This is a genomic window from Halomonas elongata DSM 2581 (genome assembly GCF_000196875.2).
Taxonomy (GTDB): Bacteria; Pseudomonadota; Gammaproteobacteria; order Pseudomonadales; family Halomonadaceae; genus Halomonas; species Halomonas elongata.
Window position 1 is genome coordinate 3,714,720 of record NC_014532.2, and the last position, 26,447, is coordinate 3,741,166.

Below are 26,447 nucleotides of genomic sequence, written 5' to 3' on the forward strand. Positions count from 1 at the left end.
TGTTGCAGATTCGTTCATGTGCGCGGCGTTTGCCGCGGGGTTGCCGTCTATCTGGGGGCCCTCGGCGCCTTTTCAAGGGCTTCGGGCCGCTTTTCGGCACGAAATGTCACTCGCTGGACTGACTGACCACCACCATTGCCGGGCGGACCAGACGACCATTGAGCAGGTAGCCTTTCTGGATCACTTCCATCACGGAGTTGGGCTCCAGCTCGGCGTTGGGCACCATGGTCACGGCCTCGTGATACTGCGGATCGAAGGGCTCGCCAGTCGGATCGACCACTTCGACGCCGAACTTGCCCAGCACATCGAGCTGCAGCTTCAGCGTCATCGACACCCCTTCGCGATGGGTCTCGCTCGCGCCTTCCTGCATGGCATCGAGCGCCTTCTCGAGGCTGTCGACCACGGGCAGCAGCTCCTTGACGAACTTCTCCAGCGCGAACTTGCGAGCCTTCTCGGCTTCCTGCTCGGCGCGCCGGCGCACGTTCTGCGCCTCGGCGGCAGCCCGTAGCGACTGATCCTTGGCATCGGCCAGGCTCTGCTCGAGCTCCTCGACCTTGGCGGCCAGGACCTCGGCCTCCGGATTGTCCGTCGACTCGCGCTCTTCCTGCGTCTGCTCGGCGTTCTCGATGGCGTCCTCGAGCTCACCTTCCACGGACTCCGGCTCCACCTGGGCGTCGGCTTCCTCCTGTTGACGAGAAAGCTCGTCGTCCAGCGGTGTCTGCGGATCTTTGGCCATGCGTGCCTCCTGAAATGACAGCCGGCGGCCCTGGGCCGCCTGAAGACATGTTGTCGGGATGAATCGTCGTTGCGAGGTATATGGGGCTGACCTCGCGGAACTCAAGGCATCGAAATACGTGGATTGCAGCCGTGCGTTGTTCCGGGACATGAACTACTGTATAAACGCACAAGGCAATGGATGAATAACCAGTAGATTCAGACAAGCCCCGGGGGAAGCATCATGCTGACAGAGCTCGCCATTCGCGATTTCGCCATCGTCGATCACCTGGCGCTCGAGCTGGAAGGCGGCATGACCGCCATCACCGGCGAGACCGGGGCCGGCAAATCCATCCTGCTCGGCGCCCTCGGCCTGTGCCTCGGCGAGCGAGCCGATGCCGGCAGCGTCCGCCATGGCTGCGAGCGCGCCGATCTCTCCGCCCGTTTCGATATCGCCGAGCTGCCGGCCGCCCGGACCTGGCTCGACGAACGCGAGCTGCCCAGCGACGACTGCCTGTTGCGCCGCGTGGTGACCCGATCCGGCCGTTCCAAGGCCTGGATCAATGGCCAACCCGCCACGGTGGCGGATCTCAAGGCATTGGGCGACCACCTGATCGAGATCCATGGCCAGCACGCCCACCAGGGCCTGCTGCGAGAGGAAACCCACCTGCATCTGCTCGACGACTTCGCCGATCACGACGAGGCGGTGCGCGACATGGCGGCGACCTTTCACGCCTGGCGCGAGAGCCATCAGCGTCTCAAGCGGCTCTCGGAGGACAACGACGAGATCCGCGCCCGCCTCCAGCTATTGCGTTATCAGGTCGAGGAACTCGACCAACTGGCCCTGGCCGAAGGCGAGCTCGAGGGCCTGGAGTCGGAACAGGAGACACTGGCACACGCCGAGGAACGCCTGCGCGAGGCCCAGTTCGCCGCCCAATGCTGCGACGGCGACGAAGGCGGCGCCCTGCCGCTGCTCCACCAGGCGGTGAACCGGCTGTCGGCACTACCCGGCAGCGAGCGCAGCGCCCTGGCCGATGCCCTGAGCATGCTCGGCGACGCCTGCATCCAGGTGGAAGAGGCCGGGCGCGAACTCAATCATTTCGCCGCCGGCGTGGAGCTGGATCCCGAGCGCCTGGCCTGGGTCGAGGAGCGCCTCGGCGAGGTGCATCGCATCGCCCGCAAGCATCAGGTAGCGCCCCATGAACTGGTCTCGCTGCACCAGCACCTCACCGAGGAACTGGCCGAACTGGAAGGTGGCGACGGCGACCTCGACGCCTTGGCCGCCGAAGTCGAGAACCTGAAACAGGCCTGGCGGCAACGGGCCGAAGCGGTGAGCGCCACGCGCCGCAAGGCCGCCCAACGCTTCGGCAAGGCAGTGCAGGAACAATTGGCCTTTCTGGCCATGGGCAAGGCCTCTTTCGATGTCGAGCTGACACCCCGCGACACCCCGTCTCCCGAGGGGCTAGAGCGCGCCCGCTTCACGATCAGCGCCAACCCCGGTCAGCCCGCGCGCCCCTTGACCAAGGTCGCCTCCGGCGGTGAACTCTCCCGGATCAGCCTGGCCATTCAGGTGGTCGCCGCCCAGCACTCCACCATACCGAGCCTGGTCTTCGACGAGGTCGATGTCGGCATCTCCGGGGCCACCGCCGAGGTCGTCGGCCAGCTCCTGCGACGCCTGGGCAAGGGAGGCCAGGTGATGACCGTGACCCACCTGCCCCAGGTCGCCGCCCAGGCCCATCAGCATCTGCATATCGCCAAGCAGGCCGAAGACGAGACCACCCTGACGCACATGGCGCTGCTCGACGAAGCCGGTCGGGTCGGCGAGCTGGCCCGAATGCTGGGCGGCATGAAGCTGACCGACCAGACCCTGGCACACGCCCGCGAGATGCTCGACGCCAGTCAGCGCGCCCATCACTGAGCTTGCACGCACGACGACGCCCCGACCTGTCAGGTCGGGGCGTCGTCTTTGTCCGCTGCGCTCATCGAGCCAGCGCGTTCACTTCTTGCCGGACGGTTCCTGGCGCGTCACCCGGGATCCCTTCGGGCGCACATAGAGCACCAGGGCGTGATCCACGAGTTCGTACCCGTGCTCCTCGGCGATTTCCTGCTGACGACGTTCGATGGTGTCATCGAAGAACTCGATGATCTCGCCGCTGTCCAGGCACACCATGTGATCATGGTGCTCTTCCTGGGTCAGCTCGAAGACGGCATGACCGCCATCGAAGTTGTGACGAGTCACCAGACCGGCGGTCTCGAACTGTGTCAGCACGCGATAGACGGTGGCCAGGCCCACGTCCTCGCCCGCTTCGAGCAGGGTCTTGTAGACATCCTCGGCGCTCAGGTGATGTTGTCCCGTTGCGTTCTCGAGAATGTGCAGTATCTTGACGCGCGGCAGGGTCACTTTCAGACCGGCCTTGCGTAATTCATGGTTCTGGTCGGCCATGGTTGCTCTTCGCAGTATCAGGTAGGGTCGGGTATGATCGACCAAAACCACGATAGTGAAGAACAGGCGCAAATGCAAAAGCTGACTCGCACCGTCACCCTAACCGTCGCCCTGACCCTCGTCAGTGGCTGCAGCTATTTCGGCGTGTACAAGCGCGACCTGGCCCAGGGCAACCTGGTGACCTCCGCCATGGCCGAACAGCTGCAACCCGGCATGACCCGCCAGCAGGTGGTCAATCTGATGGGCAGCCCGATGCTCGAGGCTCCCTTCGACGCCCAGCAGTGGGATTATGTCTATCGCCTGGACAAGGCCTACGGCGGCGTCGAGCAACGGCGCCTCACTCTGACCTTCCAGGGCAACCGCCTGGCGGACATCGACCGGCATGGCGATTTCTCGCGTCCACCCTCGGTCGCCGACGAGCGCGGCATCGGCCCGACGGACTCCACCAACGCACGGGGTAACCTGCTCAACGCTCGCCCCGACGACGAATGACCCGCTCTCAGCCCCGCTTGTCCGCGGCGCGGGACGCCCGTGCCGCCTTGGGATCGATGCGCAGAGGACGGTAGACTTCCACCCGTTCGCCCTCTTGCAATATGTGCCGCTCCGGATCGCGCAATGCCTTGCCGAAGATGCCGAGCGCGGCATTCTCGAAGGTCTCGGGCGGCACATCGGGGAAATAGTGTGCCAGATCGGCCTGGCGCACTGCCTCGCGAGCATGAGTGCCCGCGGGTAGCGTCAACGAGACGATGCGTTGCCTGTTCGGCAACGCAAAGGCCACTTCGACGTGGACCATGCCCTGCTCTTCAGCGTCCATAGAGCTCATCGGCGCGGCGTGTGAAGGCTTCCACCAGTTGGCCTGCCACCTGCTGGAACAGCTTGCCGAACGCCATGCCCAGCAGGCGGTTGGCGAATTCGAATTCCATCTCCAGGCTGACCTTGCAGGTATCCTCGCCCATGGGCATGAACAGCCAGCGCCCACGCAGGCGCTTGAAGGGGCCGTTGACCAGCGACAGGTCGATGCGCTCGGGCTCCTGCAGATCGTTGCGCGTGGTGAAGCTCTGCTCGATACCGGCACGACCCAGCGTCATTTCGCCGACCAGATGCTCGGCGTCCCGTTCAAGCAACCGCGCACGCCGACAGCCCGGCAGGAACTCCGGATAACGTTCGAAATCGTTGACCAGATCGAACATCTGCTGGGGGGTGTGCCGCACCAGGGCGGAACGATTAACCGTTGGCATTGACCTCTCCGCTGACTTCAAGGGGCCCAAGGCGTATCATGAGCGGTTGTTTCAGGCCTTGAATGGTATCACGCTTCCCCCCATATCGGAGGGGCAGGCCATCATCGGCAAGACAGAATATGAGGTTCCATGGCCAACAAGAAAGGTAAGGGCAAGGGTCCAGGCAGCAACGCCATCGCCTTGAACAAGAAGGCGCGCTTCGAGTACCACATCGACGAGACCTTCGAGGCCGGCCTGGCACTGGCCGGCTGGGAGGTGAAGAGCCTGCGCGCCGGCAAGGCACAGCTCACCGACACCTACATCCTGGTCAAGAACGGGGAGGCCTGGCTGCTGGGCAGCCACATCACCCCGCTCAACACCGTCAGCACCCACGAGGTGGCCGACCCGACCCGGACCCGCAAGCTGTTGCTGCATCGCAAGGAGATCGCCAGGATCTTCTCGCGGACCCAGGACAAGGGGCACACCTGCGTGCCACTCAAGCTGTACTGGAAAGGCAGCAAGGTGAAGTGCGAGCTGGCGCTGGTGACCGGCAAGAAGCTCCACGACAAGCGGGCCACCGAGAAGGACCGCGACTGGCAGCGGCAGAAGGGCCGCATCCTGCGTGAGCACAACAAGACATAACGCTGTCACAGCCATAGCCACTCTGTTAGAATGGCGACGTTACGGGGGCGACATGGCTTCGACGCCGATGACAAACCCTGAGGTGCATGCCGAGAGCGTGATGTATCTCGTAAATCCAACATCACGATTAAATAGTCGCAAACGACGACAACTACGCTCAGGGCGCGCTGGCAGCGTAAAAACTGCTAGCTTCTAGTCCTACCCGGCGGTGATGTGCCCATTCATCACCAAAGGGCACGAGCTCAGACTGATGGGATCGCGGTTGGCTTCGTCCTCGCGTCAACCGTTAAACCTTAGAGGAATCGCGTTTCTGGATCCTGGCCGTCGGAGCCAGAAGCGTTAAAGCAAAAGACGGAACTAAGCATGTAGAGCCGATGGGCGAGTGTCGGCGGACGCGGGTTCGATTCCCGCCGCCTCCACCACTCAAGCAATGAAAACAGCCACTTACGAGTGGCTGTTTTTGTTTTTTGGGCCTGAATATGCCTGATTTGGGCATGGTGTGGTCAGCTTTTTGGTCAACATTTGCCATCCCTTTTATCCTTGTTGATACTGTACACATAAACAGTAATCGACAGGGAGGCCCTGCCATGGCCAAGAAGCACCGCCCCACCTCATACGAACTCCTCGGCCAGCGCGTAAAGCAAATCATCGCGGCAGCTACCTGGCGCGAGCAGCGCCAGGTACACCTACAGCCAGCCGAGGGCGATAGCCCTGATGACTGGGATCGCCTGATCGATGAGATCAGCGAGAACGAGAACGTCGACGTGACCCGCACCGACGAGGGTTGGCTGGTCAGCTGGGTGCCTGTCGGAGCGTAACGTGGCCACAAGGCACCAGATCACCCAGTGGCGGAAGCGGCTCGAGCGACGCGGCTGGATCGGTCTGCGCCGGGCAAAGCCCTCTACGGGCGAGTGGATCGAGTTTCACGTCATATGGCGTGGCCGGCTCTACAGTGGCCGGTGCCGGCTGTCGGACCATGACCAGGCCGACTATTGGCGAGTGGGATCGATGACATATCTGCTATACCGGCAGCAGGGCATCATCGACGGGGTCTGGCGGCGGTGCCAGCCAGGTAAGACGGGGATGGTCCGGCGGTAGTGGAGGTGACGCGACATGCCGTCCTTGGCGGCGGCGCACTCCGTGTGCGTCGCATGCTGTGGGCGTCACCACATGGCAAGCATAGCCCATCCCCGGCGGGCTGCTGTGCGACATGAACGACTCGGCACGTGCGAAATCCCCCGCACGCACCCACCATAGAGTTACTGGGGTTATTTTTTCTTGACCATCGCTTCTAATGGGGTTACTATAACCCCATCAACGCAGCAAAGGAGCCGGAGGTGAAAAGCAGTGAACTGATCAAGGAGCTTGAAGCGGATGGATGGCAGCTAGATCGCATCAAGGGCAGTCACCACCACTTCAGACACCCCTCCAAGCCCGGCACCATCACGGTGCCTCATCCAAAGAAGGATCTGAAAAAGGGCTTAGTACAAGGGATCAGAAAGCAAGCCGGCCTCAAGTGAGGCCGGTCACCTCCGGCACTTCACACAGGAGCGACGACATGTACTACCCCATTGCTATCGAGATCGCTGACGAACAGCACGCCTACAGCGTCGTGGTTCCCGATCTGCCGGGCTGCTTCTCCGCCGGCGACACCTTCGACGAGGCGGTCGCCAATGCGCGCGAGGCCATCGAGGGGCATCTGGAAAGCCTGTCCGATCACGGTGATCCAATCCCTAAGACCACTACCATCGAGCAGCATCTGGAGAATCCAGACTATAAAGGTTGGGTATGGGCGACTGTTGAGGTCGATATAACGCCCTACCTGGGCAAGAGCCACAAGATCAATGTCACACTTCCGGAACTATTGATCAAGCGCATCGACACCGCAGTAGCAAAACAGGGCGATGTGTATCAGAGCCGGTCGGGATTTCTGTCCCGCGCCGCGCAATACGAATTGGAGCGCATTACTAATAAGGAGCGAAACATGAACGCCGAGCAAGCACGCCAACAGGCCGAAGCCGCTGACCCGAACCACGAAAATATCGTGAAGCGATTGACGTCAGAAATTAATGCCCAATCCAAGATGGGGCGTCGAAGCGCTTCATCACATTTTCAGACCGACATCTTTAGCCAAGAAGATATTGATACAGCAATCGCCGAACTTGAAAATCTAGGGTATAAAGTCAAATCGGAAAAAATTAACCCCAAATTCTATGTCATCACAGCTGAATGGTGACTCTTTGGAGGAATGAGAAAAGGGGCCACCGCGCCCCTTCTAACAACAATTAACAACAATGCTCCTTCAAAGTTAGATCCAACTCCCGTCACGCCCCCGCCACGACCCCGAACCTATCTGGTGGCGTGACCGTGATCACGCCACCCTGCCCGTCGTCGACCTCCCGGGGCGTTCTGTCGTAGACGCTGTCGTACTTGGCCAACTTGTCCGGGTCGTCGAACACCTGGCCATAGACCGCATCCGCCGTGCCCCGGCCGGTGAACTCGGCTTCCCCGAGGATCTCGATGCCCGGGATCCCTCGCCACTGCGCGGCCTGTGCCTCGCGGAATCGCGCATAGGCCAGCACCGCGCTGCCGTTCTGGACCGACTTGGTTCTCGCGAACCCGTCGATCACCGGCGGCAGCCTGATCTCACCCTGGTCGGTCTGCCGGAGCAGTTCCGGGTGGTTCAGCGAGAGGTACTGTGCCAGTGCGGGGTAGTCCGCCACATACAGAATCGCGTCGATCATTGCAGGGCCTCCAGCTCATCGAGGGGCATGTAATAGGGGTAATAGCGCAGCCGGCGGAGATAGCCATTCAGCACGCCTGACCAGCCCGTATGCTGGGTACCCAATGTCAGGCGATTGATCGTCAGCCGCTTGTCACTCATGATGCCAATATTGCGTGTATCCTCACCCCGGTTGATCGCCATCACGAAGCGGCCTTGTTCTTCGTAAGCCAACGCGTAGGTAGTGGTCTCTGGATAAAGCCTCGGGGAGAAGCTGTGACCGGCGAACGAATTACCGTCGGGAGACGCTACATAGACCTGGCCGCGCTTGGAGATGACCATGCGCTCATCTTGTGAACCGGCCCCCAGAGTCACGATATTGTCGTCATCCGCCCCGCCGCCTTTCATCGCGGCATCAACGAATACCGAGCACTGCCGCCGGTTCTCCCAGCCGTCGGCATAGACATGCACGGCGTCAGCCTCGCGGGCTGCCGATGCCCCCTCGGTCCAGATCGGCGAGGTCGCACTGCCTCGCACCTCAAACTGCCCCCAGTAGAGATCCATGCCACTGGTTTCATCACCGGCAAAGTCCAGGTTGCCGTCATTGTCCTTGAGGAAGATGTGCACCCAGGAGCCATCACTGGTGGCCACCCCAGTGATTTCCACGCGATAGAACCCGTCAGGGAGCGGCAGTACCTTGATCTCCACGGTACTGCTCGCCGTCCAGGTGACCTCACCGGTGGTGCCATCGATCGAAGCCCCGACATCACCGCCATAACCGTTCACCCTGACGTCGAACAGGCTGTAGCCCTGCGGCTTGAAGAAGAAGGCGTACGTAACCTCCTGGCCCTCGTTGTCGATCGGGTTGTTCTGGCGCACGAAGTGGCGCCCCGTCGTCGCGTCCGGCACCACCCGCTGAGGCATGCCGATCCCTCCAGGGAAGGGATCGCCGTCACCGGGAAACAACATGGCCCCGGGATTGGCATCCCAGCGGTTGCACTCCGCGATCTCGTTGGTCGAGTGCGGCTCGTTGAGCACCCCCAGCGGCGCTCCAGTGACCGGATCATACTCATACGCCAGCGTATCGACCGGTACCTCCACCAATTTTCCCTTCGCGTCCCACACCCACTTGGGCGAGGCGCGCAGTACGGTGATGACCTCGCTATCGGAGAGCGCGTGCTGCACACCGTCCATGGGCGAGTCGGTCCAGCCGTACGCCTGCAGCAGGAAATCGGCATGCAGCGACTGGCCCAGGTCGCCCTGGCGCTGCAGGGAGCGCGACAGGCGCACCTGGTCACGCATCCGTGCGTCGACACCGGCCCGGGTGTAGTACTCAGCGATCAGCGTGGCGCTGCCGCTGTCGTTGCGGTAGACATCAATGCGCCGGGCCTCGGGTGCGGCGATGACGCGGAAATAATCGCCATCGCTGGTGGCCCCCAGCCCCGATCCAACGCCCGTGTATGTCGCCGTGGCCTGGGCCACGGCATCGGCCATATTGGTGGCCGTGTCCGCGTAAGCCGAGGCAAGGGACGCTTTCTCCGTCGTCGTCGTCACTGCCGCCTGAATGGTGTCCTGGTCGACATGCACCTCGTTTTTGGCCTGTTCGGCGGCCGCCGCATCATTCGCGGCACTCGAGGCGGAGCTGCTCGCGGCATCCGCCTGGGACTTGGCATAGGCGGCCATGTCGATGGTGCCTGCCATCGCGGGCAGCAGCCGGGTGCGGTGCCCGCCGTTGGCCATGCCGGTATCGGGGTCGGCGTCATCGGTATAGGTCTTGCCGTCGCCGCCGTATTCCGTGGGATAGGTGACCGATGTCATTACAGGATCTCCAGCAAGGAAAGCGAACCACTGTGGGTGGCGTGGTAGGGATGCGAGAGCGCGTCGATCTGCTGCTGCCGCGCCAGAAAGGTGCGTGCGAAATTCTCCGGTGATGGATGCGAGGAAAACGCATAGAGGATCTCGCCGGCGATGCCCTCTGTGCGCTGCAGGCTGTACAGCCGCGTGAACGCCTCCTGCTCGCTCAGGTAATCCAGGGAGAACGTCGCCGTGCGCCGGCGCCGCTTGAGATCGAAATACTCGGTGCGGTCCCCGGCCTCGGTGATCTCGGTGGTGTCGTCGTAGCCATGGGTGATGCCGTACGAGATGTTGAACTCGGGCTGCCAGGCATCGCCGATGAACAGCCGCCCGATCTCGATGTAGCCGTCGGGGTTGGCCGGATCGTCGAATGCGACCCGGATATAGGAGGTCACCTGGACCTCGTCGATGAAAACGGTGAGCAGCGGGGTGAAGGCCGCATCGGCTTCGATCGTGCCGGCCCAGAAATTGTCGTATTCCCACTCGAGTTCGGCGGTGGCGTAGACCGCCGGCCAGACATTCTGCGGGCCGCTATCCCAGGTCACCGTGCCATTCGGTCCGGAGCCGATGATGACGCGATACTGGGCCGAGGCACTCAGGTTATGCGCGGCGAGGGCCACCACCCCGACCGGTCGCGGTGTTCCCAGCTCGATGTCGATGACACCCCCGGCATCGTTCAGCCGGGCCTTCTCCGCGAGCTCGCGGCGCTGAACCAGCGACAGCGGCTGTTCTTCGGACCAGTATGATGAAGACGTGCTCAGGGTGGCGTCGTCGATCAGGTTGGGCCAACACAGAACGATCTTGTTCGGGTCAAGCGGCATGCGTCCTCCTGTCACGTCAGCCCCACAACTCCAAGGTGATACGCCCGGTGCGGGCATTCAGTTCTCGACCGATGATGCGCATGTCACGCCCCTGGCCGTAGCCGAGGCGGGGCGTCGTCACGGTCACGGTGTCGCCAATGGCCCGTTGCCGGGACTGGGCCAGACGCCCCTCGAGCGTGACGCGATCACGCCGCACGCTGAGCAGGTCGGCCAGGCGGTCGGCGACGGCCTGGGCATCCGCGCGCGAGCGCAGGTCGGTCTCGATCGTCAGTTCATCGGCCAGGGGATGGTGGTCCCGGGTGGTCTGGCGCTCGGCCTGGGCATCGCGATACTGCCGGGCGAGGCGCGCCCGGCGGGCATCGCTCACGCTGGCGGCCACGTCGGTCTGGGTCGTCTCGAGGCGATCCGCGCGCACCGTCACCCGCCAAACCGGCAGGCCGTTGTCGCCGGCCCCGGCCGAGGACCGGCCCAGCGAGGTGATCTGGTGATCGGCCAGGGTGGCCACGGGGGTAGCGGGGGCCTGCAGCAGGTGGGCACGCAGCGTGCCCCCTGGCGTCAACCGCCACCAGCCACCCACCGAGACCGCCAGGCGGTCGAGGAGCGCGGCTGTATTGACGGCGTCGGCGATATAGAGGCCCACGGTGCCGACGCCATCCAGGTTGGTGGCATCGCCGGCGTCCAGGGTCTCGCCCGCCTCGGCGGCGATGTCGGCCACCACCGCCCCGGCACCGGTCGACGCCGAGGCCGCATCCACGGTGACCTGCCCCTCCGGCGAGGTGCCCAGTCGCACATAGCCCTCGAAGGCCCGGAACTCACCGGCGGCCGGCGCCGTGGTCTGCAGCGCATCGAGATCCGCGTAGGCCCCGCCGTCGGTGAGTGAAGCACCCTTGTCATAGACGGCCGACACCGCGCAGTCGGCACGGCTGCTGACCTGGTAAATCAGCTTGGCCGAGTTGACCAGCACCGGCTCGGCATTGCGCACATCGCCGTAGACGCGCGGTTTGACCTGGCCGGCGATGTCGTCCTCGGTGCCCTCGAGGCCATCGGGCAGCACGTTGTCGCCGGCGTAGGTCTCATGCGGGTGCGGTGTCTGCAGCAGCGTGCCCGGCTCGCGCAGGCGTACCGAGACCTCGCCCCGGCTGAACGACAGCCCGGCAACGGTGCCGCGCCAGGCTTCCAGGACGTTGCCCGAATCGACCCGTGACAGCACGGCCTCTCGACCGTCCACGGCATAGTCCGCGAGATAATCGAGACCGCCGTCGGCATTGATCAGCGTGGTCTCGCCGATGCCGCTTCGTTTGATGCTGACCAGGTCACCGGCATACATGCCCTCACGGTAGAGGCCCGGCTGGCGGATGCGGGGTGTCCATAGCTGTGCGGTGGGGGCGCTGTAGGCGCCGTCGGAAAACCGCAGCGTTACGGCGTCACCGGCGGCGTCCCGGGCCTCGATCGTCAGTAACCAGGTCATCGCAACCTACATCCCCAGCCAATACGCGAGCGCCGCCACGGCAATGGCGGGCACGATGATGTCGAGTGCAGAATCTCGCGACCAGCCGCGGATGATCGGCTCCCAAGGCTTGACCGGGAGCGACTCTCCCCATTCCCACCCGCGCCGGATGCCGAGCTTGTACTCGTGCTGCGATAGCTCGCGGCCCAGGTAGAACGCTACCGCCAATGCACCGGCGGCGGCGTAACCGATGAGTTGGCCGACGGCAAGCTGGATCGCGATGGCGATGAGGGCATGAGAAAGAGCTGTCTTGATCATCGCTGGGCCTCCAGGCGCTGGCGGTCGTCGATCGCGTCATTGGTCTCGGCAATGCGGGCGGTGTTGCGGTCCACCCGTTTGAAGCCCTCCTGGGAGACGGCAACGCCTGCGGCGGCGTGCTCGTTGTTCTCACCCATCAAACGGTTCAGGTCCTTGCGTAGCTGACGGTTTTCACGCAGCACGTCCCGCAGCGTCTCGGCGATGTCGTCACGACCCAGCAGCGGCAGTTCGGGGATCGGGGGCGTGTCATACAACCGAATACCCAGACCCTCGGGGCCGTTAGCCAGTGGCATGACAGCCTCGGGGCCCGCCTCGCCCATCACGCCCATGTTGAACATCGTGGGCTGATCGACGACGGAGTTGGTGAACACACCGCCCTTGGCGAAGAAGCGCTTGGGTCCGGCGAAGTCCCGGTCCAGCTCCTTGGCGACGCGAATCAGATCGGCATCGGCAATCGGCGTGGTCAGGATGTTGCCGGTCCAGCGATCCCAGTCGTAATCCAGCGTGCCGCGCCAGATCTTCCAGCTGCCGGCATAGTCCGAATAGCGGGTGAAGAAGCTGCGGGCGCGTTCGATGTCCGAGAGCCCCTTCAGCTCTTCCCGAACGCCAGCGAAGTCGGGACGGTCGATACTCCCCGAGTAGTCGTCGCCGGTGATCCCGGCGGCCTGGTCCATCATCTCGTGGTAGCGCGACTGCTTGCGCAGCGACAACGCCGCCGTCTTGGCGAAATCGAGCTCGCCGGCGTTGTACCAGCCCTTGTCACGACGGTCCTTCATGTCATCGAGTGCGGACTGGTATTCCTTCCACGACAGGATGTTGTCGTTGCCCGCCTGATCCATGATGTTGCCGACGATCACGTCGGAGCGCTTGGCGGTGATGCCGTCGAGATTGTCGAAGAGCGTCTTGTCCTGGGCCTGCTGCTCGAGCTGATTGGCCCGATCCAGGTAACTGGCGGCCGCACGCTCTTTCTCCAGGCGCTTCTCCTGACGCTCCTTCGCCTCGCGCCGCTCGCGCTCGATGCGATTCTGCTCTTCCTGCGCCACCCCCAAGGCATTGATGGAATCCCGCAGGCTCACCATCGTCGAGTTCATGTCGACGAACTGATCCGTGGTCCGGGTCATCTCCCCGACCAGGTTGTTCAACTTCTCGAGCTGATTCAGCGATTGCTGCTCGATCGAGGCCGTGTTGTCGCCGACCTCGTCGGTCGAGCCCTTCATCGCCTCCAGCCGCGAGATGGTGCCGTCGCCATTCTTGTCGAGCTGCGCGAAAATTCGCTTGAGCTGCTCATCCGAGGCCATGCCGGCAAAGCTCTTGCCGAACTCGTCATAGTCGATGAGCCCGTCGAGCGACCTATCGATGGTATCGAACATCGGCGAGAGCGCATTGCCGATGCCGGATGCCAGACCATCCAGGCGCTCGCTGGCCATCTCCTGGGCGCTGATGATGCCGTCGCTGTTCTTGTCCAGGCGTGTGATCAGCCGGTCGATCTCGGCATTGGAGGCGATCGGCGACAACGCCTCACGCACCTGGTCGTGGGTCAGTTGGCTGTTGCGCGTCCACTTGATCTGGTTGCGGGTCCATTTCAGCTGGTTGCTCAGGACCTGGGACAGCTCCGACGTGCTGGCATCGCTGGCCAGCTCGGTGGCATCAATGATCCCGTCAGCGTTCTTGTCAGCCCGCCGGATCATCTGGTTGATGCGGTCGTTCGAGGCCTTGCCCTTCAGGGCATCGCGCACCTGGTTGGCCGTGAGCTGACTGTTGCGGGTCCACTTGATCTGGTCACGCGTCCAGCCCAGTTGCTTGGCCAGCACTCCGGAGAGCTCGGAAGTGGTGACGTCACTGGCCAGCTCGGCGGCATCGATGATGCCGTCGGCGTTCTTGTCGGCCCGACGGATCAACTGGTTGATGCGCTCGTTCGACGCCTTGCCCTTCAGAGCATCACGCACCTGATCGGCAGTGAGTTGGCTGTTGCGGGTCCATTTGATCTGATTGCGCGTCCAGCCCAGCTGCTTGGCCAACACCGACGAGAGCTCGGAGGTGGTGACGTCGCTGGCCAACTCGGCGGCATCGATGATGCCGTCGGCATTCTTGTCGGCCCGACGGATCAACTGGTTGATGCGATCGTTCGACGCCTTGCCCTTCAGGGCATCGCGCACCTGGTCGGCAGTGAGCTGCTGGTTACGCGTCCACTTGAACTGGTTGCGCAGCACATTGGCCAGCCGGCTGTCGGTCGGCATGCTCTCGATGACCACCGACTCGAGGCCGCTGATCACCCCATCGGCGTTGACGTCCATCGAGCGCATCAGCGCCTTGAGCTGGGCGTCGGTGGCCATCCCCGACAGCCCATCCTTGAGCTCGGCGAAGGTCAGGTTGTCATCGAGGTTGGCATCCAACTGGTCAAACGAGCCGGACAGCGAGGCCGCAATGCCATCGGCCAGGCCACCCAAGCGGGCATTGCCCACCTCCTGGGCGGTGATGATGCCGTCACCGTTGGTGTCCAGGCGACGGATCAACTGGCTGATCGACTCGTCGCTGGCGATCGGACGCAGCGCCTCCCGCACCTGGTCATGGGTCAGCTGCTGATTGCGGGTCCACTTGAGCTGGTTTCGCAGCACATTGGCCAGCCGGCTGTCGGTCGGCATGCTCTCGATGACCACCGACTCGAGGCCGCTGATCACGCCATCGGCATTGACGTCCATCGAGCGCATCAGCGCCTTGAGCTGGGCGTCGGTGGCCATCCCCGACAGGCCATCCTTGAGCTCATCGAAGGTCAGGTTGTCGTCGAGGTTGGCATCCAACTGGTCGAACGAGCCGGACAGCGAAGCGGCGATACCGTCGGCCAGGCCACCGAGCCGGCTACTGGTCAGCTCCTGGGCCGACAGCAGCCCATCGCCGTTGGTGTCGACACGTCTGATGAGCTGGTTGATGCGCTTGTCGGAGGCGATGGGCCGCAGCGCCTGTCGCACCTGTGCGGCGGTCAGCGCCTTGTCACCGTTCGCCTGCAGCTGTTGGCGTAGCGCATTGGCGAGCGTGGCGTCAGTCGGCATCGATTTGATGATGACCGATTCCAGGCCGGACATGACGCCGTCGCCGTTGAGGTCGACGACGCGCATGACGGCATCGAGCTGAGCGTCCGTCGCTTTGCCGGCCATGACGGTCGCGAGCTGCTCACGGGTCAGCACGTCACCGATGCCGCGCGTCAGATCGTCAAACGAGCTAGCGAGTGCCCCGGCGATGTTGCTCGGCGTGTCGCTGCGCAGTACGTCAGCCAGTTCAGACGTGATGCCGGCGGTCTGCTCGATCAGCGCCTGCTTGATCTCGTCGGCGATGTATTCCTCGGCCGACAACTGATCGGGCAGCGTGCCGAGCTGTCGCTCGATGCGGTCGATCAGCGAGGTGGTATCGCCACCGCTGGCGGACCACTGTTTCTGTGCCGCGATGAAGCGGTCGGCATACTGCGTGATGTTCTGCAAGGCCGTGCGATCGCCACCCCGAGCAGCCTCGAGCTGCTCACGATAGGCCTCACCGGCGGCGGCCAGCTGATCGGCCGGCGAGCCCATGCCTGCGTCGGTCGATTGGTTGCGGTCGATCCAACCGGTGATGTTCTCCAGCGTCGAGCCGAGCCAGGACTGGGCATCCGCGAGGGCCTGGGCATATTCCTTCCCGGCCTGGGCCGCTTCCTCCTGCGCCTTGGCCTCATCCTGTAGGGCCCAGATGCGCTCCTGGAACGGACGCAGGGACTCGTCGATGGTGGCCAGTTCGCGCTCGCGCTGCAGTGCCAGGGCCTCTTCGCTCTTGCCGGCCATCTCGAGCAACGTGATGCGCTGGTCGAATGACTGTTTGTCGAACGTCTCCCAAGCGGACTTCACGTCGTCTTTGAGACCGGAGATCTTGTCGGCGAGATCGGTGGTCTCGTCATTCACCGACGAGGCGGATTCACGCAGACGATCGAAGCTATCCACGAGCTGCATCAGCTGCACATAGTTCTCGCGCCCGGCTTCGGTGTTGAGGTTCTGCGCCTCAACAAGCTGTCGGAAGCCCTCGCGGGAAGTCGGCAGCGACATGCCCATGGCGTTGAGCTGCTGCGTTACGTCAGAGCGCAGCTGGTTCAGACGCTCTTCTTCGCTGTACAGCGTCTGATAGTAGTTCTGCTGCAGGCTCGACAGGTTCTGGACGCCACCCGCTGCCTCGGCCAGTGACGCCGCCGCCTCATAGGCCGAGGCCGTCGTGTCGTTGAACCGCAGATCCAGGCGCTCGGATGCGTCGCTGAGGAAGGTGAACGCCTGCCGGGCGGCGATGCCCTTCTCGAGAACCTGGTCGATGCTGCCATCGAGCCCCTGCATGAATTCGGCGAACTCCGCGTCGAGCGCGCCGAAGGCGTCGTCATAGCGGGAGGTCAGGCGGTCGACGACGTCACCGGGATTGCTGGTCTCGCCATAGTGCCCCTGGATGCCATGGCGGTTCGATGCCATCACCGCGTCGCGCATGGCCGCCAGCTGCTCGGGCGTCTCCGCCAGTGATGCAACAGCGGTGTCCAGTTGCGCGATGCTCTCGACCAGCTGTTTAGCCTCGTCGATGTCCCACAGGTCGGCGACCTCATGCGACCCCTCATCCTGGAAGCCAACAGCCCCCAGTCCACCCTGGGCGACGATGCCGTGATCCCACGTATGGGCGCTCTCGTCACGACCACGGACCATAGCGAGGTCGAGGTCACTGCCACCACTCCCGAACAGGGAGTCCACCACCGAGCCGAGGGCCGAGCCAAGGCCGGCGCCGATCGGCCCCCCGAAGTAGGTGCCGATGGCGGAACCCGCCATCTGCCCCCAGTTGGAGTTGGCTTGCTTGTCCGTGAGGGCACCACTGACAGCATCCCCGACTTCACTGCCGATCATTGAGGCGCCGAGCGACATCAGGCCAGTGGAGCCGCCGAAATTGGACAGGGACCCGCCCATAAAGCCGGACTGGCCAATGCCGCTCGTCGCACTACCTGCCCAGCCGCCGGCATAGGCAGTATTGCTCGCCCCCGTCCACGCGACGCTGCTGAACCCGTCAACGACTCCGCTGTAGACCTGCTTGCCGATGCTTGCGATGTTGCCGAAACCACCACCGCCACCAGCGGTTGATGCGCCCTGACCACCAATGCCGATCTGGGCACCGATGGAGGTGGTGATCTGCCGCGTGGTATAGGCGTGGATGACCTCGGCCAGCGTATCCAGCGCCAGGTTCTTGAAGCTGTCGAAAGCGCCTTCGGAGCCATCGAGGAACGACCGCCACATGTCCACGGCGGCATCGTCCATACGCTCGATGCCACGCTCGAACGCCGTGGCCATGGGATCGACAGAGTCCTCGACCTTCTCCATGGCTTTGCTGCCATCGAAGCCGTACACCTCGGCGGCACTGCCGGCGTTGCGGTACTGGTTCTGGAGCCGACTCAGGGACTCTTCTAGCCACTGGTTGCTCTTACCCTCGCGCTCGGCGTACTGAGTCAGCAGCTCCTTCTGCTCGGCATACTCACGCTGGCTGGCCAAGACGGGGTACAGCTCATCCAGGAGCGACTTGGCGGCTTCCTTTTGTTTTTCGAGTTTCTTTGCCGCATCTTCGGATGCGTCGCCGATATTGGTTAAGACGGGCGGTGTTCTTTCACCTGTAGAGTTGAGGTGTTCAAGGCGATCTCGGACGAGGCCGATGGCTTCTTCGACATTCGCCATCTCTTGGCGAGATTCCTTAGCACCTTCACCAATCTCTTGGATCTTTTCAACTTGTCCTGATACATCGGCCCCAAGAAAACCACCATGGCCAGTATCGTTCTTGCCAACTTCGAGATAAGCCTGTCCGGTTTCCTCAGCTGAGGCTTTGAGGTCAGCAAGTCGATTATTGAGCTCGGTGAGCTTCTTCTCTGCTGCGGCCTTGTTCAGGTCATTGAGCTTCCCAGTCAATTGATGAACCGCTTCAGAAGAAGCATCCGCTCGAGGAATCGTCAGGCCCAACTCTTCACGGAAGGTATAGATACCACCAGCCGCCAGTAGCGCCGCTCCAGCCGGGCCACCGATCAGGGCGAGACTGCTCCGAAGCGCCCTGCCAGCCGCAGCCGTGGCCGCGATACGCCCTTGGGTTACAACCAGCGCTTGATTCAGGCGGCCGCTCGCTCCGACCGCCATGGCGAAGCCTTGGGCGATATTGCGACCTGCTGCCAGTCCCAGGGGGCCAATTTTGGATAGAGGCTTTCGCAAGCGGACAGCCAAGTAGACACTGCCCAACATGGTGATGGTCTGTCCGATGCCTTCGAGCACCTCATCAGCCCCACCCACCTCATCGATGAACTCAGTCAGGCTACGGGTAGAATCCGCGAGACCAGGCCCGAGGTCAGCAATCAGGGTGTTCGACAGCCCTTGGGCCACGCCCTGCAGTTGATCCATGGCTTCGGCGGCTTCAACAGCACGCCGTACCTCAATATCATCCATGGCGATGCCCAAGGCGTCTGCCATGTCAGAAGCTTCTCGCAGACCCTGCGCTCCATTGGCAAGCAGCGGCTGCAGGCGAACCATCTCATCGGCCAGGCTCTCAAAATAGAAGGACCGCTGGCTGGGATCCTCAATTTCGTTGATGGCATCGGCAATGCGCAGAATCTGCTTATCCGGACTGAGTGCCTGCAGCTCACGGATATTGAGGTTGAGGTTCTCGAACAGGTCTTTGGCTTCACCGCCTCCCGTAGCCGCGAAATCGCCTAGTTTATCGCTGACGTCCTTGAAGATGTCGCCGATCTTGTCGGCTTCGAGCCCCACAGAGCGACCGGCAAACTGCCATTCCTGGAGCGTCTTGGTGTTGACCTGCAACGAGTTAGCCAGAGCATCCGTATTACGGATCATCACCGCTTGCTGCGCCAGATTATTAGCAGCAAAGGCACCGGCAATAGCGGTACCCACCCCTAGGGCATGCTGCTTCAGAAACTCGAGCTCACGGGCGGTTTGACGGGTCTCATGGCCATAAGAGCGCGCACGCTTGGAACCCGATTCAAAATCCCTGTTGAGATTTCGGATTTCTGACGAGGTCGCACGCACGGCACGCACACCACCATCGGCGTTACCGGTGATGATCAACCCTGTCTTGAAGTTCTTGTCCACGGCTCACCTAATTTCAGGCACAAAAAAACCCGCTCGAAGCGGGGCTTTTAGAAATAAACTATTTCAACAGATGTCAATTACATCCTGTATAAGCTACTCGACAATCTTAGGTCTTATTACACGCCACCCCTTTTCCTCACAAAGAAGGTGCAGCTTCCCTTCCCGGGACACCTTAGAAAATCCATCCTCATTCATTTTGTCATGCAAAAAATCCCAATCCGCAGTTGTTTCCAACTGGGTAATCTCGCCATCTTTCGCAAGCCTTGTAGCCACAGACATTGCATCAGGATAAGTCGATTCAATATCAATTTTAGCCACACCACTACTTACTTCTACAGACGAAAAAGCAAACTCAAAATTATTCTCCCAAAACTCTTGATAAGTAGAAGAAGTAGAGTGCTCATCAATGTACCCAGCCACAAACTGGCCTTTGTCACCTCGAACGCTACTTGCAGTTAGCTCATACAGCTTACCGGCGTCTTGCTGCAGATGAGCCATCATAAACTTCGTTGCCACGTCATCAGGATTCCCACACTCACCTGAAGCCTGTGCTAACACAGGTAAGAATAAAGATGTTACGAGTGGCACCATTATTTTCATTACCCCCCCTACATGCTTTGCTATGTTTCGCGACATCCCATTAGTCAACTCGACAATAGCTCAAGGGGCATTAAGCTTCTACCCGCCGCATGTCCACAGCGCCCGGCGAAAACAGGCGCACCATCTGATCCCCAGAGGGCGTGATCAAATTGACCATCCCCATCCTGGGGGGACCGGCAAGCCGACCAAAAGGATCAGTTTTCGAAAGGCGCTGGGTCGAGCACCTTCATGACCATAGTGCTCATTGCTTCGTAAACCTCCTGGCGCGAACCGTCTTTGAACACCCGAGCTTCTATAAAGCCGGCCGCTGGGTCGTGGTACGCGCCGAACGTGTAGTGGTAGCTATCGCCGCTTCGCTCCAGGATGGCCTTGAGAGCCACCCAACTGCCATTGATGGCGTTATCTGACTCGCGAATCATGATGCCGATGCAAGTCGAAAACACGGCGTCGCGCATCAGCCAGGCTTCCTGAGACTCCATAGGCTCAAATGTATCGGTAGCCGTGACCCGGCCGGTCGACACCATCGGGCAGGCCTTGCCCGCCACACTGGCGCGCTGGTCGGTCAGCCCAAGATGGGCAGCATATCCCTTGACCGTTTCCAGCAGCTCCCTCTCGAGCTCGGCGTAGTACTCGTGCTGCGCGCTCTGATAGCGCTTTAATGCGTCCTGCATGTCAGCGTAGGTTGCCATGGCCGTTATCTCCGTATGGGGATAGATTGGGCTCATGCTAGATCGACCTCCTTTCATTGGTCCAGCGCCAGCGTCATTTGCAGCTGCTCGCGCAGGCTCTCCACCTTCTGCACCAGCGGTGGTTTCACCCATCGATGTTGCGCCAGCTCGCGACCCGCCGTACTCCCGCGGCGATCCTGCTGCTGTAGGTCGTAGACCGCGACGTCGAACTGGTGCCGGAGGCTGCCCTGTCCGCGCAGTACGTCATCGATGTGCATGTCGCACCAGACGGCGAAGTCGTCATCGAGCCAGCGACCGAACGCCACGGCTAGCTTGGGATGAAGCCATGTGCCCTGATCAGGTCCGCCCTTCTTGGTGATCACCAGACCGATGTCCGATTTTCCGACATCGCCTATTCCAAGCGCCTTGGCGAGCGCCGCCATATAGCTCTTGGTGGTTGGAAGCTCAAGCCATTTCGCCGGGCGCTTCCCGAAGCGCTTGGCAATATCAGTGGCATTGATCCATCCGTCAGTGCTGAAGCGCACCGGCCTACCTTGGTACTTGAAGGGAATGATGTTGCTCATGGCGTCGTCCTTCTGGTGATGAGCCCAGAGTTCACACGGGTACAGGCAGACCATGGAGCTCGACACCACTGCCGACCCCAATGGACTCATCCCGCAAGGGCTCCATGGATATGGCGCCGTGTGAAAGGCGCCCACAAAAAGCCCTGGCACAGGCCAGGGCGATAAAGATCGACTGCCCAACCGGGTCGAGCAGAGCGAAGGTGGTTACGTATTCAGCACCTCCAGGGCCCCGGCCTCGAGGTACTGGATCTGATCCATCAAACGTTCCTGCTCATCGACGTCGAGCCGGGCAAAGCGCGGGTGGCCATAAAGTGCCGGATAGTCGATACCCTGGTACTGGGCACCATCCTTTCGGACAATCACGCGCCACTGCGTCTGGCAGCGCAGGAACGCCTGCAGGGCCTCCCAGTGTTCCTCCCATACTTCATAGGGCTGTGCTGCTTCCTGCTGGTCCTCCTCGAGGCCACGGGGCGTGAATCCCAGCGCTTCGGCGTCCGCCTTGCGGGTATCCTCCACGCGCCCCACACCGGCATGCGTCTTGCCGCCGGCCGCCCACCAGCGACCGGCGCCCTTCAGTTTTTTGCGGCGGCCTCTGCGTGGCCGTTCTGGGCAGCGAACCAGCTCATCACCAGCGGCCGGCGCACGTAGGGGATCTCGAGCAGTTCATTGATCAACTCGGGAGTGAAGGCGCGCTCGTTGCCCGAGGCATCGCCGATGCCTTTCAGACCACGCAGGTCCTGGTGCACAAGGGCGTCGTCGTCGAGATCGCCCTGGCGCTGCTGTTCCATGATCTCGCGGGTCTTGCTGACCGGGTGCAGGCACCAGGTGGCCTGGAACGTGGTGGGTTCATCGTCACCGGGCACGTGGACGGTGACGGGAACGGTGATCTCGGGAATGGCCTTGGGTACGAACATGAGCAGAAATCCTTGTGAAGGGTATAGAAACAAGCGCGCCGCCCGGTGGGCGGCGACTTGAGAGATGGCGCTACTGGCGCCGTTGTTACTTGAACGTCAGGGTGAAGTCATCATCACCCGCGCTGGACGGCAGGAGCCGCAGGTTGATGTCGTAGTGCATGATGCCCTGGTTGTCCGTGGGCGAGATGCTGGCGAGCTGTACCTGGCTGCTCTGGATCTCGACGATGTTGCCGGCGGTCTTGCCGTGGGTGAACACGACCGGCACCAGGGTGACGCCGTTGTGACTCTCGACGGCGGCGAAATAGTCCTTGGTGGCCAGATCCGGCGCCTCGATGTTGGTCGAGCCAGTGACCTGGCGGTCGGAGATCTGCACCGACTCGCAGTTGACCAGGTTGCGATACTCGACCGTGTTGCCGAGATCCAGCGAGAGGCTCGACATGCAGGCCCTGTGGCCATCGATGCTCGCCACGGTGTTCTGCTTGTTGACCGGCAGCTCCTTGGCCTGCACGGCTTGGGTGGCCACACTGGCATCCCCTGCCGGTTCAGGTTTCTGGTAGAGGCCAGTGAACTGGAACTCGATGTACGGCAGGCCCTGGCTGTCGGTGGTCAGCGAGGCCGTCCCGCGCGCGCCAGTGATGTGCTGCATCTGGCCATCTTCCATCCACCACAGCTCGAGCGACTCGTGGCCCTCGCTGGCCGGCTGATAGACCACATCGGTATCGACGTTCACGGTCTCGCTCAAGCCACAGGCTCGCAGCAGAATACCGAACGACGGCACCTCGCCCGCGGTGCCAGAGCCAGATAGCGGCACGCGAATCGTGCGCTCGACATAAGGGCCGGTATTCACCTGCTCGAATGCGCCGAGGCCTTCACGCATGCGTTCGCGATCCACGGTGTTGCCAGCGTAGGGGTTGCCGCCATCGAGCGTTACCACCTCGAGGATGGTGGCCCCCGTCATGTCGGCACTGGGCTCGCCATACGCCGACTCGATCTGGGCCACGGCATAGCGTCGCCGCCACTTCTTGTTAGCCATCGTCCTGCTCCTTCACGTTATCGGATTGCGTGGGCTTGGGATCGGGCGCCGGCTTGGTGGCAGCCTTGGTCGCCTTGGGTGCCGGGGCCTTCGGCTTGGGGTCGGGCGCTGGCTTGGTGCGATGCACAAGCACCCGCTTGCCGTCACGGATCTCGTAACGGCCGCCGTGATTGACCATGGGGTCCTCCAGACATGAAAAGGCCCGCTCGAGGCGGGCCGTTGTGGATGAGCTGTGGGCGTCAGCCGCGCAGCCAGGTGTCGACGTTCCAGAATTCGCGCCACCAGATGAGCTCACCGCGGATGTCGGTGGTCTGGCCGCCGCGATACGCCACGGGTTCGTGTTCCTCGGTCGGCTCCCAGCCCATCAGCGCAGACCGCAGGGCCTGTCGCTGAGGCCGGAAATCGGCACGCTTGGTGACGAGCCAGATGCCATAGCTCAGGGTGATGCGCTGCGTGGGTCGAATGGTTTCCGGCTCGCTGGCGGCGCCATCTTCTGCCAGGTAGATAGCTGCCGCCGGCGTTTGGGCGTCGAAGTTATCGATCGGCTCGGCGAACCAGGCCTCTTCGACAGTCGCCAGCCCAGGGCACTGGTCGCGCACCCGCTGGAGCATGGCGTCGATGATGTCGGGATCGTTCATGACTGCCCCATCTTCTTGCTGAGGAGATAATCCAGGCGCCCGCTGAACTCCTTGGGTAGCTCACGCCTCACCAGGTCTTGCGCGCCCTCGATGGTTGCGGGATGGGCCACCATACCCGGCACTGACGGTCCATACTGGATGCGCGGCTGGCTGGCGTTATCGCCCTGATCAGCACGACGTAATATGTGATTCTTGGCTTGCCAGCCACCGGGGACGATCTGCCTACCCTTATCCTTGCGCACACGGACCGTCACGCCACGCCGACGTGCCAGCTTCCCCTTGCGTGGCCCGCTCTGCACCGTTCGGCGCGGGTTGACCGACACCCAGCGTTGCTTGGGGCTGAACTGCTCTAGTGGTAACCGCTTGCCGGTGTACAGCAACGCGCGAGTCGGGTCCCGGCGAACACGATGGATCTTGAGGTGGCCCTTGATCTCCCGAGCCTTGATCGCATAGGTGCTACGCAAGTCCTTCGATATATAGGTGGCTGCGCGACTGGCCATGCGGTCGGTAGACCAGATCAGCGCCTTCTCGACGCTCTGGGCGCCCTCTTTCCCGAAGCGCTTCTTGAGGCCCTGGAAGTCGCGGATGTCGTACTTGAGGTCCAGCATGTCCTCTCCTATCAGGACACCCAGAGGCGACGCTCGTGGCCGTCGTCCTCGAGCACTTCCTGGACAGTCCAGACGCGGTCAGAGGCAACATCGATCTGATCCCCCTGCCGGGACTCCGGGACGTCGGCAATCATGACGCTGATCGTGGTAACCCGCATGGGCAATTGATCCTTGTCGTAGACCTGCCAGTCGCGATCAATCACGACCAGGATGCCAGTGGCGGACGACGCGCCCTGGTAATCCGCCACGTCACCGGCATCCTGGTAGATACCACCCAGGTCCATGCGGACCTCGTCATCGAAGCGGCTCATGGTCAGCTGCCGAGATTCTGGTCGCCAGATCCTTCACCGCCCTGGCCGCCGTCACCTTGCTGGCCACTGCCGGCGGGCGGCGCTTCGCTGCCACTACCCGAAGAGGCGGCCCGGCCACTGCCCTTGCGGCTGCCTTCCACCTCAACGAGCACACCTCGGGACACGAGTCGGTCGCGCTCGGCCGCATTACTAGGTTTGTACTCCTCGCCCTCCCGGGCGATGACCTTGTTACCGTTCTGGATTTCGCCGCGGGCGACAACATATTGCTTGGCCATGAGGGCCTCCTGTCGAATCGATGGGAAAACACATCACCCCGCCGCAGCGGGGTGAGATCAGGCCACAGTGGCGAAGACGAAAGCGTCCGGCTCGTGGTAGCCCGGCAACGGCGCAGACTGCATCGACAGGAAGCGCACGCCCTCATCGTCCTCGATCCAGCTCTTGGGATAACGATCAACATCGAACAGCGCGCCTTCGATCGCCCGCACGTCCTGGATCGCGCCATAGAGCATGGAACAACGACTGGTGGTCGGGCCGACAACAAGCCCACCCGCCGGAATCATTGGCTGCTCGACTCCATTGTCATCGAGGTACCATTCCTCGTAGGTGTAGAGGTCGATGCCGGGATCGCGCAGATAGCCCAGATAAGTCACACCGTCAGGCAGTTCCTCGGGGCGAATCATGCCCAGGTCGATACGACGCGTATCGAGCTTCTTCCGGAAGTCCTCGTTGTCGAGCATGGCGTCAGCCGCCTCCACACTGAGCACCGCCGCGGCACCGGTGCGGCCGCTGTCCTTGGCAATGAGGCGCTTGTACTTGCGCAGGTTGCCAATCGGATCGCCGCCGGCGTCCGTCCAGGGAGTTGCCTCGGTGATGATGTGGCTGGCGTCCATCTGGAAATCGACGACATCGTCGACACCATCCCCCACCACGTTCACCTGGCCGCTGGTCAGGGCTTGGGCCACCATCCATTCTTCGCGGCGACTGATCTGGTCGTCCAGTTCGTCGAAGTCACGCGCCATTTGCTCACCGGCACGCTGCAGAGGCGTGCGCGCAGAATAGAGGGCCTCCCCCGGTGACCGCTGGTTGAGCAGCAGGCCTGCCGTGGTTTCGAGCTTGGGTTTCACATAGGACGGCGTGTAGGAACGCATCACGCTCCCGGCGCGGTCCACGATGTGGCCCGGTCGATTAGGACGAACGAAGGGCGCCATCTTGCGCTTGCCCTTGATAATGTCGATGTCGACATGCTGGGTCGTGAAGTTGCGCGAGGCGGCACCGAAGAACAGCGTGGTGAGGAAGCGTCGGGAGCGCTTCATCTTCTCCACGGCCTCCAGCATCGTGCGGGTATCAAACAGGTCTACAGACATGAGAGGTTTCCTCGTCGGAAATGTCAGGGAGACAAAGGCTGAGACAGGCCTTGGCCGAGCCGATTAGTCGACGAACAGAGAAAGGGGGCGCAGAGCCTCGCGCACGCTGGCGATGGTGTGGCCGGTACCGATCGTCAGCTTCTCGCCACGGAGGTCCCCGCTGATCTGTACCTCGGCCTCGACGGCACCGCCAGAAGCATCGACGTCGTCGAATAGCACGACGGAGGGCGATTCACTGCCGTCACCGGCAGCCGACGCCGAGAGCTTGTACTCGTTGCTCGCCGTTACTTTTCCGAGTACGGCACCGGCCGGCTGCACCTGGCCGGCTTCGATGGTTACGGTCATGTAGCGACGCGGGAAATTGCCACCGCTGATGCCGTTACGGTCGGGATGATTGGTCTGGGTCATGCCGGGCATGGTCAGGATCC

General features: G+C 62.3%; 29 protein-coding genes and 1 other RNA gene. 7 read left to right on the top strand and 23 right to left on the bottom strand.

What is annotated here, in order from left to right:
• Positions 1-106 precede the first annotated feature (106 nt).
• Positions 107-736 carry a nucleotide exchange factor GrpE gene (gene grpE, locus HELO_RS17345; RefSeq protein WP_041602244.1) on the bottom strand — a complete coding sequence of 210 codons (630 nt, stop codon included), beginning with the start codon at positions 734-736 and terminating at the stop codon, positions 107-109.
• A 222-nt stretch (positions 737-958) separates the two neighbouring features.
• Between grpE and recN the strand changes: the two genes are divergently transcribed.
• Entirely contained in the window at positions 959-2,632 is a 1,674-nt protein-coding gene (gene recN / locus HELO_RS17350) for a DNA repair protein RecN (protein WP_013333915.1), read from the top strand.
• 78 nt (positions 2,633-2,710) lie between these two features.
• On the opposite strand, the gene fur is transcribed toward recN, so the two are convergent.
• On the bottom strand, positions 2,711-3,157 hold the full coding sequence (gene fur / locus HELO_RS17355) for a ferric iron uptake transcriptional regulator (protein WP_013333916.1): 447 nt from the start codon (positions 3,155-3,157) through the stop codon (positions 2,711-2,713).
• Between the two features lie 72 nt (positions 3,158-3,229).
• On the opposite strand from fur, the gene HELO_RS17360 reads away from it, so the two are divergent.
• The gene (locus tag HELO_RS17360) at positions 3,230-3,649 is read left to right on the top strand and encodes an outer membrane protein assembly factor BamE (RefSeq protein ID WP_049786311.1); all 420 of its coding nucleotides are present in this window, start codon (positions 3,230-3,232) and stop codon (positions 3,647-3,649) included.
• A 7-nt stretch (positions 3,650-3,656) separates the two neighbouring features.
• Here HELO_RS17360 and HELO_RS17365 read toward each other — a convergent pair whose 3' ends face one another.
• A complete protein-coding gene (locus tag HELO_RS17365; RefSeq protein ID WP_013333918.1) occupies positions 3,657-3,950 on the bottom strand; it encodes an RnfH family protein in 294 nt (97 codons plus the stop codon).
• Positions 3,951-3,960: 10 nt separating this feature from the next.
• Complete coding sequence (locus HELO_RS17370) at positions 3,961-4,395, bottom strand: type II toxin-antitoxin system RatA family toxin (protein ID WP_013333919.1); 435 nt, start codon at positions 4,393-4,395, stop codon at positions 3,961-3,963.
• 129 nt (positions 4,396-4,524) lie between these two features.
• Here HELO_RS17370 and smpB point away from each other — a divergent pair, with 129 nt between their 5' ends.
• The 5 genes from smpB (at position 4,525) to HELO_RS17400 (ending at position 7,252) form a co-directional block, all read left to right on the top strand.
• Positions 4,525-5,016, top strand: coding sequence for an SsrA-binding protein SmpB (smpB, locus tag HELO_RS17375; protein WP_013333920.1), 492 nt, complete (start codon positions 4,525-4,527; stop codon positions 5,014-5,016).
• Between the two features lie 43 nt (positions 5,017-5,059).
• Positions 5,060-5,438: a transfer-messenger RNA gene (gene ssrA, locus HELO_RS17380) on the top strand.
• A 165-nt stretch (positions 5,439-5,603) separates the two neighbouring features.
• Positions 5,604-5,834, top strand: a complete 231-nt coding sequence (locus HELO_RS17385) for a DUF1654 domain-containing protein (protein ID WP_041602246.1) — start codon at positions 5,604-5,606, stop codon at positions 5,832-5,834.
• 519 nt (positions 5,835-6,353) lie between these two features.
• The gene (locus tag HELO_RS17395) at positions 6,354-6,536 is read left to right on the top strand and encodes a type II toxin-antitoxin system HicA family toxin (RefSeq protein ID WP_041602248.1); all 183 of its coding nucleotides are present in this window, start codon (positions 6,354-6,356) and stop codon (positions 6,534-6,536) included.
• Positions 6,537-6,574: 38 nt separating this feature from the next.
• Entirely contained in the window at positions 6,575-7,252 is a 678-nt protein-coding gene (locus tag HELO_RS17400) for a type II toxin-antitoxin system HicB family antitoxin (protein ID WP_013333921.1), read from the top strand.
• Positions 7,253-7,340: 88 nt separating this feature from the next.
• Here the strand turns inward: HELO_RS17400 and HELO_RS17405 are convergent, their stop codons facing one another.
• The 19 genes from HELO_RS17405 to HELO_RS17495 form a co-directional block, all read right to left on the bottom strand.
• A complete protein-coding gene (locus tag HELO_RS17405; protein ID WP_013333922.1) occupies positions 7,341-7,760 on the bottom strand; it encodes a hypothetical protein in 420 nt (139 codons plus the stop codon).
• The gene (locus HELO_RS17410) at positions 7,757-9,556 is read right to left on the bottom strand and encodes a phage head spike fiber domain-containing protein (RefSeq protein WP_013333923.1); all 1,800 of its coding nucleotides are present in this window, start codon (positions 9,554-9,556) and stop codon (positions 7,757-7,759) included. The genes HELO_RS17405 and HELO_RS17410 overlap by 4 nt, the downstream gene beginning before the upstream one ends.
• Complete coding sequence (locus tag HELO_RS17415; protein ID WP_013333924.1) at positions 9,556-10,413, bottom strand: hypothetical protein; 858 nt, start codon at positions 10,411-10,413, stop codon at positions 9,556-9,558. The genes HELO_RS17410 and HELO_RS17415 overlap by 1 nt, the downstream gene beginning before the upstream one ends.
• Positions 10,414-10,429: 16 nt before the next feature.
• Positions 10,430-11,881, bottom strand: coding sequence for a hypothetical protein (locus tag HELO_RS17420; protein ID WP_013333925.1), 1,452 nt, complete (start codon positions 11,879-11,881; stop codon positions 10,430-10,432).
• Between the two features lie 6 nt (positions 11,882-11,887).
• Positions 11,888-12,178 carry a hypothetical protein gene (locus tag HELO_RS17425; protein WP_013333926.1) on the bottom strand — a complete coding sequence of 97 codons (291 nt, stop codon included), beginning with the start codon at positions 12,176-12,178 and terminating at the stop codon, positions 11,888-11,890.
• On the bottom strand, positions 12,175-19,299 hold the full coding sequence (locus HELO_RS17430) for an EF-hand domain-containing protein (protein ID WP_013333927.1): 7,125 nt from the start codon (positions 19,297-19,299) through the stop codon (positions 12,175-12,177). Before HELO_RS17430 ends, HELO_RS17425 begins: the two co-directional genes overlap by 4 nt.
• A 93-nt stretch (positions 19,300-19,392) precedes the next feature.
• Complete coding sequence (locus HELO_RS17435) at positions 19,393-19,899, bottom strand: hypothetical protein (RefSeq protein WP_157953434.1); 507 nt, start codon at positions 19,897-19,899, stop codon at positions 19,393-19,395.
• A 194-nt stretch (positions 19,900-20,093) separates the two neighbouring features.
• Complete coding sequence (locus HELO_RS17440) at positions 20,094-20,588, bottom strand: hypothetical protein (protein ID WP_157953435.1); 495 nt, start codon at positions 20,586-20,588, stop codon at positions 20,094-20,096.
• Positions 20,589-20,641: 53 nt separating this feature from the next.
• The gene (locus HELO_RS17445) at positions 20,642-21,151 is read right to left on the bottom strand and encodes a KilA-N domain-containing protein (protein WP_041602714.1); all 510 of its coding nucleotides are present in this window, start codon (positions 21,149-21,151) and stop codon (positions 20,642-20,644) included.
• Positions 21,152-21,355: 204 nt separating this feature from the next.
• Positions 21,356-21,667 carry a DUF1799 domain-containing protein gene (locus HELO_RS17450; protein ID WP_013333930.1) on the bottom strand — a complete coding sequence of 104 codons (312 nt, stop codon included), beginning with the start codon at positions 21,665-21,667 and terminating at the stop codon, positions 21,356-21,358.
• Between the two features lie 56 nt (positions 21,668-21,723).
• Positions 21,724-22,065, bottom strand: a complete 342-nt coding sequence (locus HELO_RS17455; RefSeq protein ID WP_013333931.1) for a hypothetical protein — start codon at positions 22,063-22,065, stop codon at positions 21,724-21,726.
• Between the two features lie 85 nt (positions 22,066-22,150).
• Complete coding sequence (locus HELO_RS17460; RefSeq protein ID WP_013333932.1) at positions 22,151-23,098, bottom strand: phage tail tube protein; 948 nt, start codon at positions 23,096-23,098, stop codon at positions 22,151-22,153.
• The gene (locus HELO_RS17465) at positions 23,091-23,276 is read right to left on the bottom strand and encodes a hypothetical protein (protein ID WP_013333933.1); all 186 of its coding nucleotides are present in this window, start codon (positions 23,274-23,276) and stop codon (positions 23,091-23,093) included. The genes HELO_RS17460 and HELO_RS17465 overlap by 8 nt, the downstream gene beginning before the upstream one ends.
• 61 nt (positions 23,277-23,337) lie before the next feature.
• Positions 23,338-23,736, bottom strand: a complete 399-nt coding sequence (locus HELO_RS17470; RefSeq protein ID WP_013333934.1) for a phage tail terminator protein — start codon at positions 23,734-23,736, stop codon at positions 23,338-23,340.
• Positions 23,733-24,344: a hypothetical protein gene (locus HELO_RS17475; RefSeq protein WP_013333935.1), complete on the bottom strand. Its 612-nt coding sequence runs from the start codon at positions 24,342-24,344 to the stop codon at positions 23,733-23,735. Before HELO_RS17475 ends, HELO_RS17470 begins: the two co-directional genes overlap by 4 nt.
• 11 nt (positions 24,345-24,355) lie before the next feature.
• Entirely contained in the window at positions 24,356-24,655 is a 300-nt protein-coding gene (locus HELO_RS17480) for a head-tail joining protein (RefSeq protein WP_013333936.1), read from the bottom strand.
• Positions 24,656-24,657: 2 nt separating this feature from the next.
• A complete protein-coding gene (locus HELO_RS17485) occupies positions 24,658-24,930 on the bottom strand; it encodes a hypothetical protein (RefSeq protein ID WP_041602251.1) in 273 nt (90 codons plus the stop codon).
• Between the two features lie 57 nt (positions 24,931-24,987).
• Positions 24,988-26,019 carry a major capsid protein gene (locus tag HELO_RS17490; protein WP_013333937.1) on the bottom strand — a complete coding sequence of 344 codons (1,032 nt, stop codon included), beginning with the start codon at positions 26,017-26,019 and terminating at the stop codon, positions 24,988-24,990.
• 63 nt (positions 26,020-26,082) lie between these two features.
• Complete coding sequence (locus HELO_RS17495) at positions 26,083-26,436, bottom strand: head decoration protein (RefSeq protein WP_013333938.1); 354 nt, start codon at positions 26,434-26,436, stop codon at positions 26,083-26,085.
• Positions 26,437-26,447: the final 11 nt, after the last annotated feature.

What these genes read in the sequence shown, in the direction of transcription:
- grpE (WP_041602244.1), bottom strand. Translation starts at nt 736, where the DNA reads ATGGCCAAAGATCCGCAGACACCGCTGGACGACGAGCTTTCTCGTCAA.
- recN (WP_013333915.1), top strand. Translation starts at nt 959, where the DNA reads ATGCTGACAGAGCTCGCCATTCGCGATTTCGCCATCGTCGATCACCTG.
- fur (WP_013333916.1), bottom strand. Translation starts at nt 3,157, where the DNA reads ATGGCCGACCAGAACCATGAATTACGCAAGGCCGGTCTGAAAGTGACC.
- HELO_RS17360 (WP_049786311.1), top strand. Translation starts at nt 3,230, where the DNA reads ATGCAAAAGCTGACTCGCACCGTCACCCTAACCGTCGCCCTGACCCTC.
- HELO_RS17365 (WP_013333918.1), bottom strand. Translation starts at nt 3,950, where the DNA reads ATGGTCCACGTCGAAGTGGCCTTTGCGTTGCCGAACAGGCAACGCATC.
- HELO_RS17370 (WP_013333919.1), bottom strand. Translation starts at nt 4,395, where the DNA reads ATGCCAACGGTTAATCGTTCCGCCCTGGTGCGGCACACCCCCCAGCAG.
- smpB (WP_013333920.1), top strand. Translation starts at nt 4,525, where the DNA reads ATGGCCAACAAGAAAGGTAAGGGCAAGGGTCCAGGCAGCAACGCCATC.
- HELO_RS17385 (WP_041602246.1), top strand. Translation starts at nt 5,604, where the DNA reads ATGGCCAAGAAGCACCGCCCCACCTCATACGAACTCCTCGGCCAGCGC.
- HELO_RS17400 (WP_013333921.1), top strand. Translation starts at nt 6,575, where the DNA reads ATGTACTACCCCATTGCTATCGAGATCGCTGACGAACAGCACGCCTAC.
- HELO_RS17405 (WP_013333922.1), bottom strand. Translation starts at nt 7,760, where the DNA reads ATGATCGACGCGATTCTGTATGTGGCGGACTACCCCGCACTGGCACAG.
- HELO_RS17410 (WP_013333923.1), bottom strand. Translation starts at nt 9,556, where the DNA reads ATGACATCGGTCACCTATCCCACGGAATACGGCGGCGACGGCAAGACC.
- HELO_RS17415 (WP_013333924.1), bottom strand. Translation starts at nt 10,413, where the DNA reads ATGCCGCTTGACCCGAACAAGATCGTTCTGTGTTGGCCCAACCTGATC.
- HELO_RS17420 (WP_013333925.1), bottom strand. Translation starts at nt 11,881, where the DNA reads ATGACCTGGTTACTGACGATCGAGGCCCGGGACGCCGCCGGTGACGCC.
- HELO_RS17425 (WP_013333926.1), bottom strand. Translation starts at nt 12,178, where the DNA reads ATGATCAAGACAGCTCTTTCTCATGCCCTCATCGCCATCGCGATCCAG.
- HELO_RS17435 (WP_157953434.1), bottom strand. Translation starts at nt 19,899, where the DNA reads ATGAAAATAATGGTGCCACTCGTAACATCTTTATTCTTACCTGTGTTA.
- HELO_RS17440 (WP_157953435.1), bottom strand. Translation starts at nt 20,588, where the DNA reads ATGGCAACCTACGCTGACATGCAGGACGCATTAAAGCGCTATCAGAGC.
- HELO_RS17445 (WP_041602714.1), bottom strand. Translation starts at nt 21,151, where the DNA reads ATGAGCAACATCATTCCCTTCAAGTACCAAGGTAGGCCGGTGCGCTTC.
- HELO_RS17455 (WP_013333931.1), bottom strand. Translation starts at nt 22,065, where the DNA reads ATGTTCGTACCCAAGGCCATTCCCGAGATCACCGTTCCCGTCACCGTC.
- HELO_RS17460 (WP_013333932.1), bottom strand. Translation starts at nt 23,098, where the DNA reads ATGGCTAACAAGAAGTGGCGGCGACGCTATGCCGTGGCCCAGATCGAG.
- HELO_RS17465 (WP_013333933.1), bottom strand. Translation starts at nt 23,276, where the DNA reads ATGGTCAATCACGGCGGCCGTTACGAGATCCGTGACGGCAAGCGGGTG.
- HELO_RS17470 (WP_013333934.1), bottom strand. Translation starts at nt 23,736, where the DNA reads ATGAACGATCCCGACATCATCGACGCCATGCTCCAGCGGGTGCGCGAC.
- HELO_RS17475 (WP_013333935.1), bottom strand. Translation starts at nt 24,344, where the DNA reads ATGCTGGACCTCAAGTACGACATCCGCGACTTCCAGGGCCTCAAGAAG.
- HELO_RS17480 (WP_013333936.1), bottom strand. Translation starts at nt 24,655, where the DNA reads ATGAGCCGCTTCGATGACGAGGTCCGCATGGACCTGGGTGGTATCTAC.
- HELO_RS17485 (WP_041602251.1), bottom strand. Translation starts at nt 24,930, where the DNA reads ATGGCCAAGCAATATGTTGTCGCCCGCGGCGAAATCCAGAACGGTAAC.
- HELO_RS17490 (WP_013333937.1), bottom strand. Translation starts at nt 26,019, where the DNA reads ATGTCTGTAGACCTGTTTGATACCCGCACGATGCTGGAGGCCGTGGAG.
- HELO_RS17495 (WP_013333938.1), bottom strand. Translation starts at nt 26,436, where the DNA reads ATGCCCGGCATGACCCAGACCAATCATCCCGACCGTAACGGCATCAGC.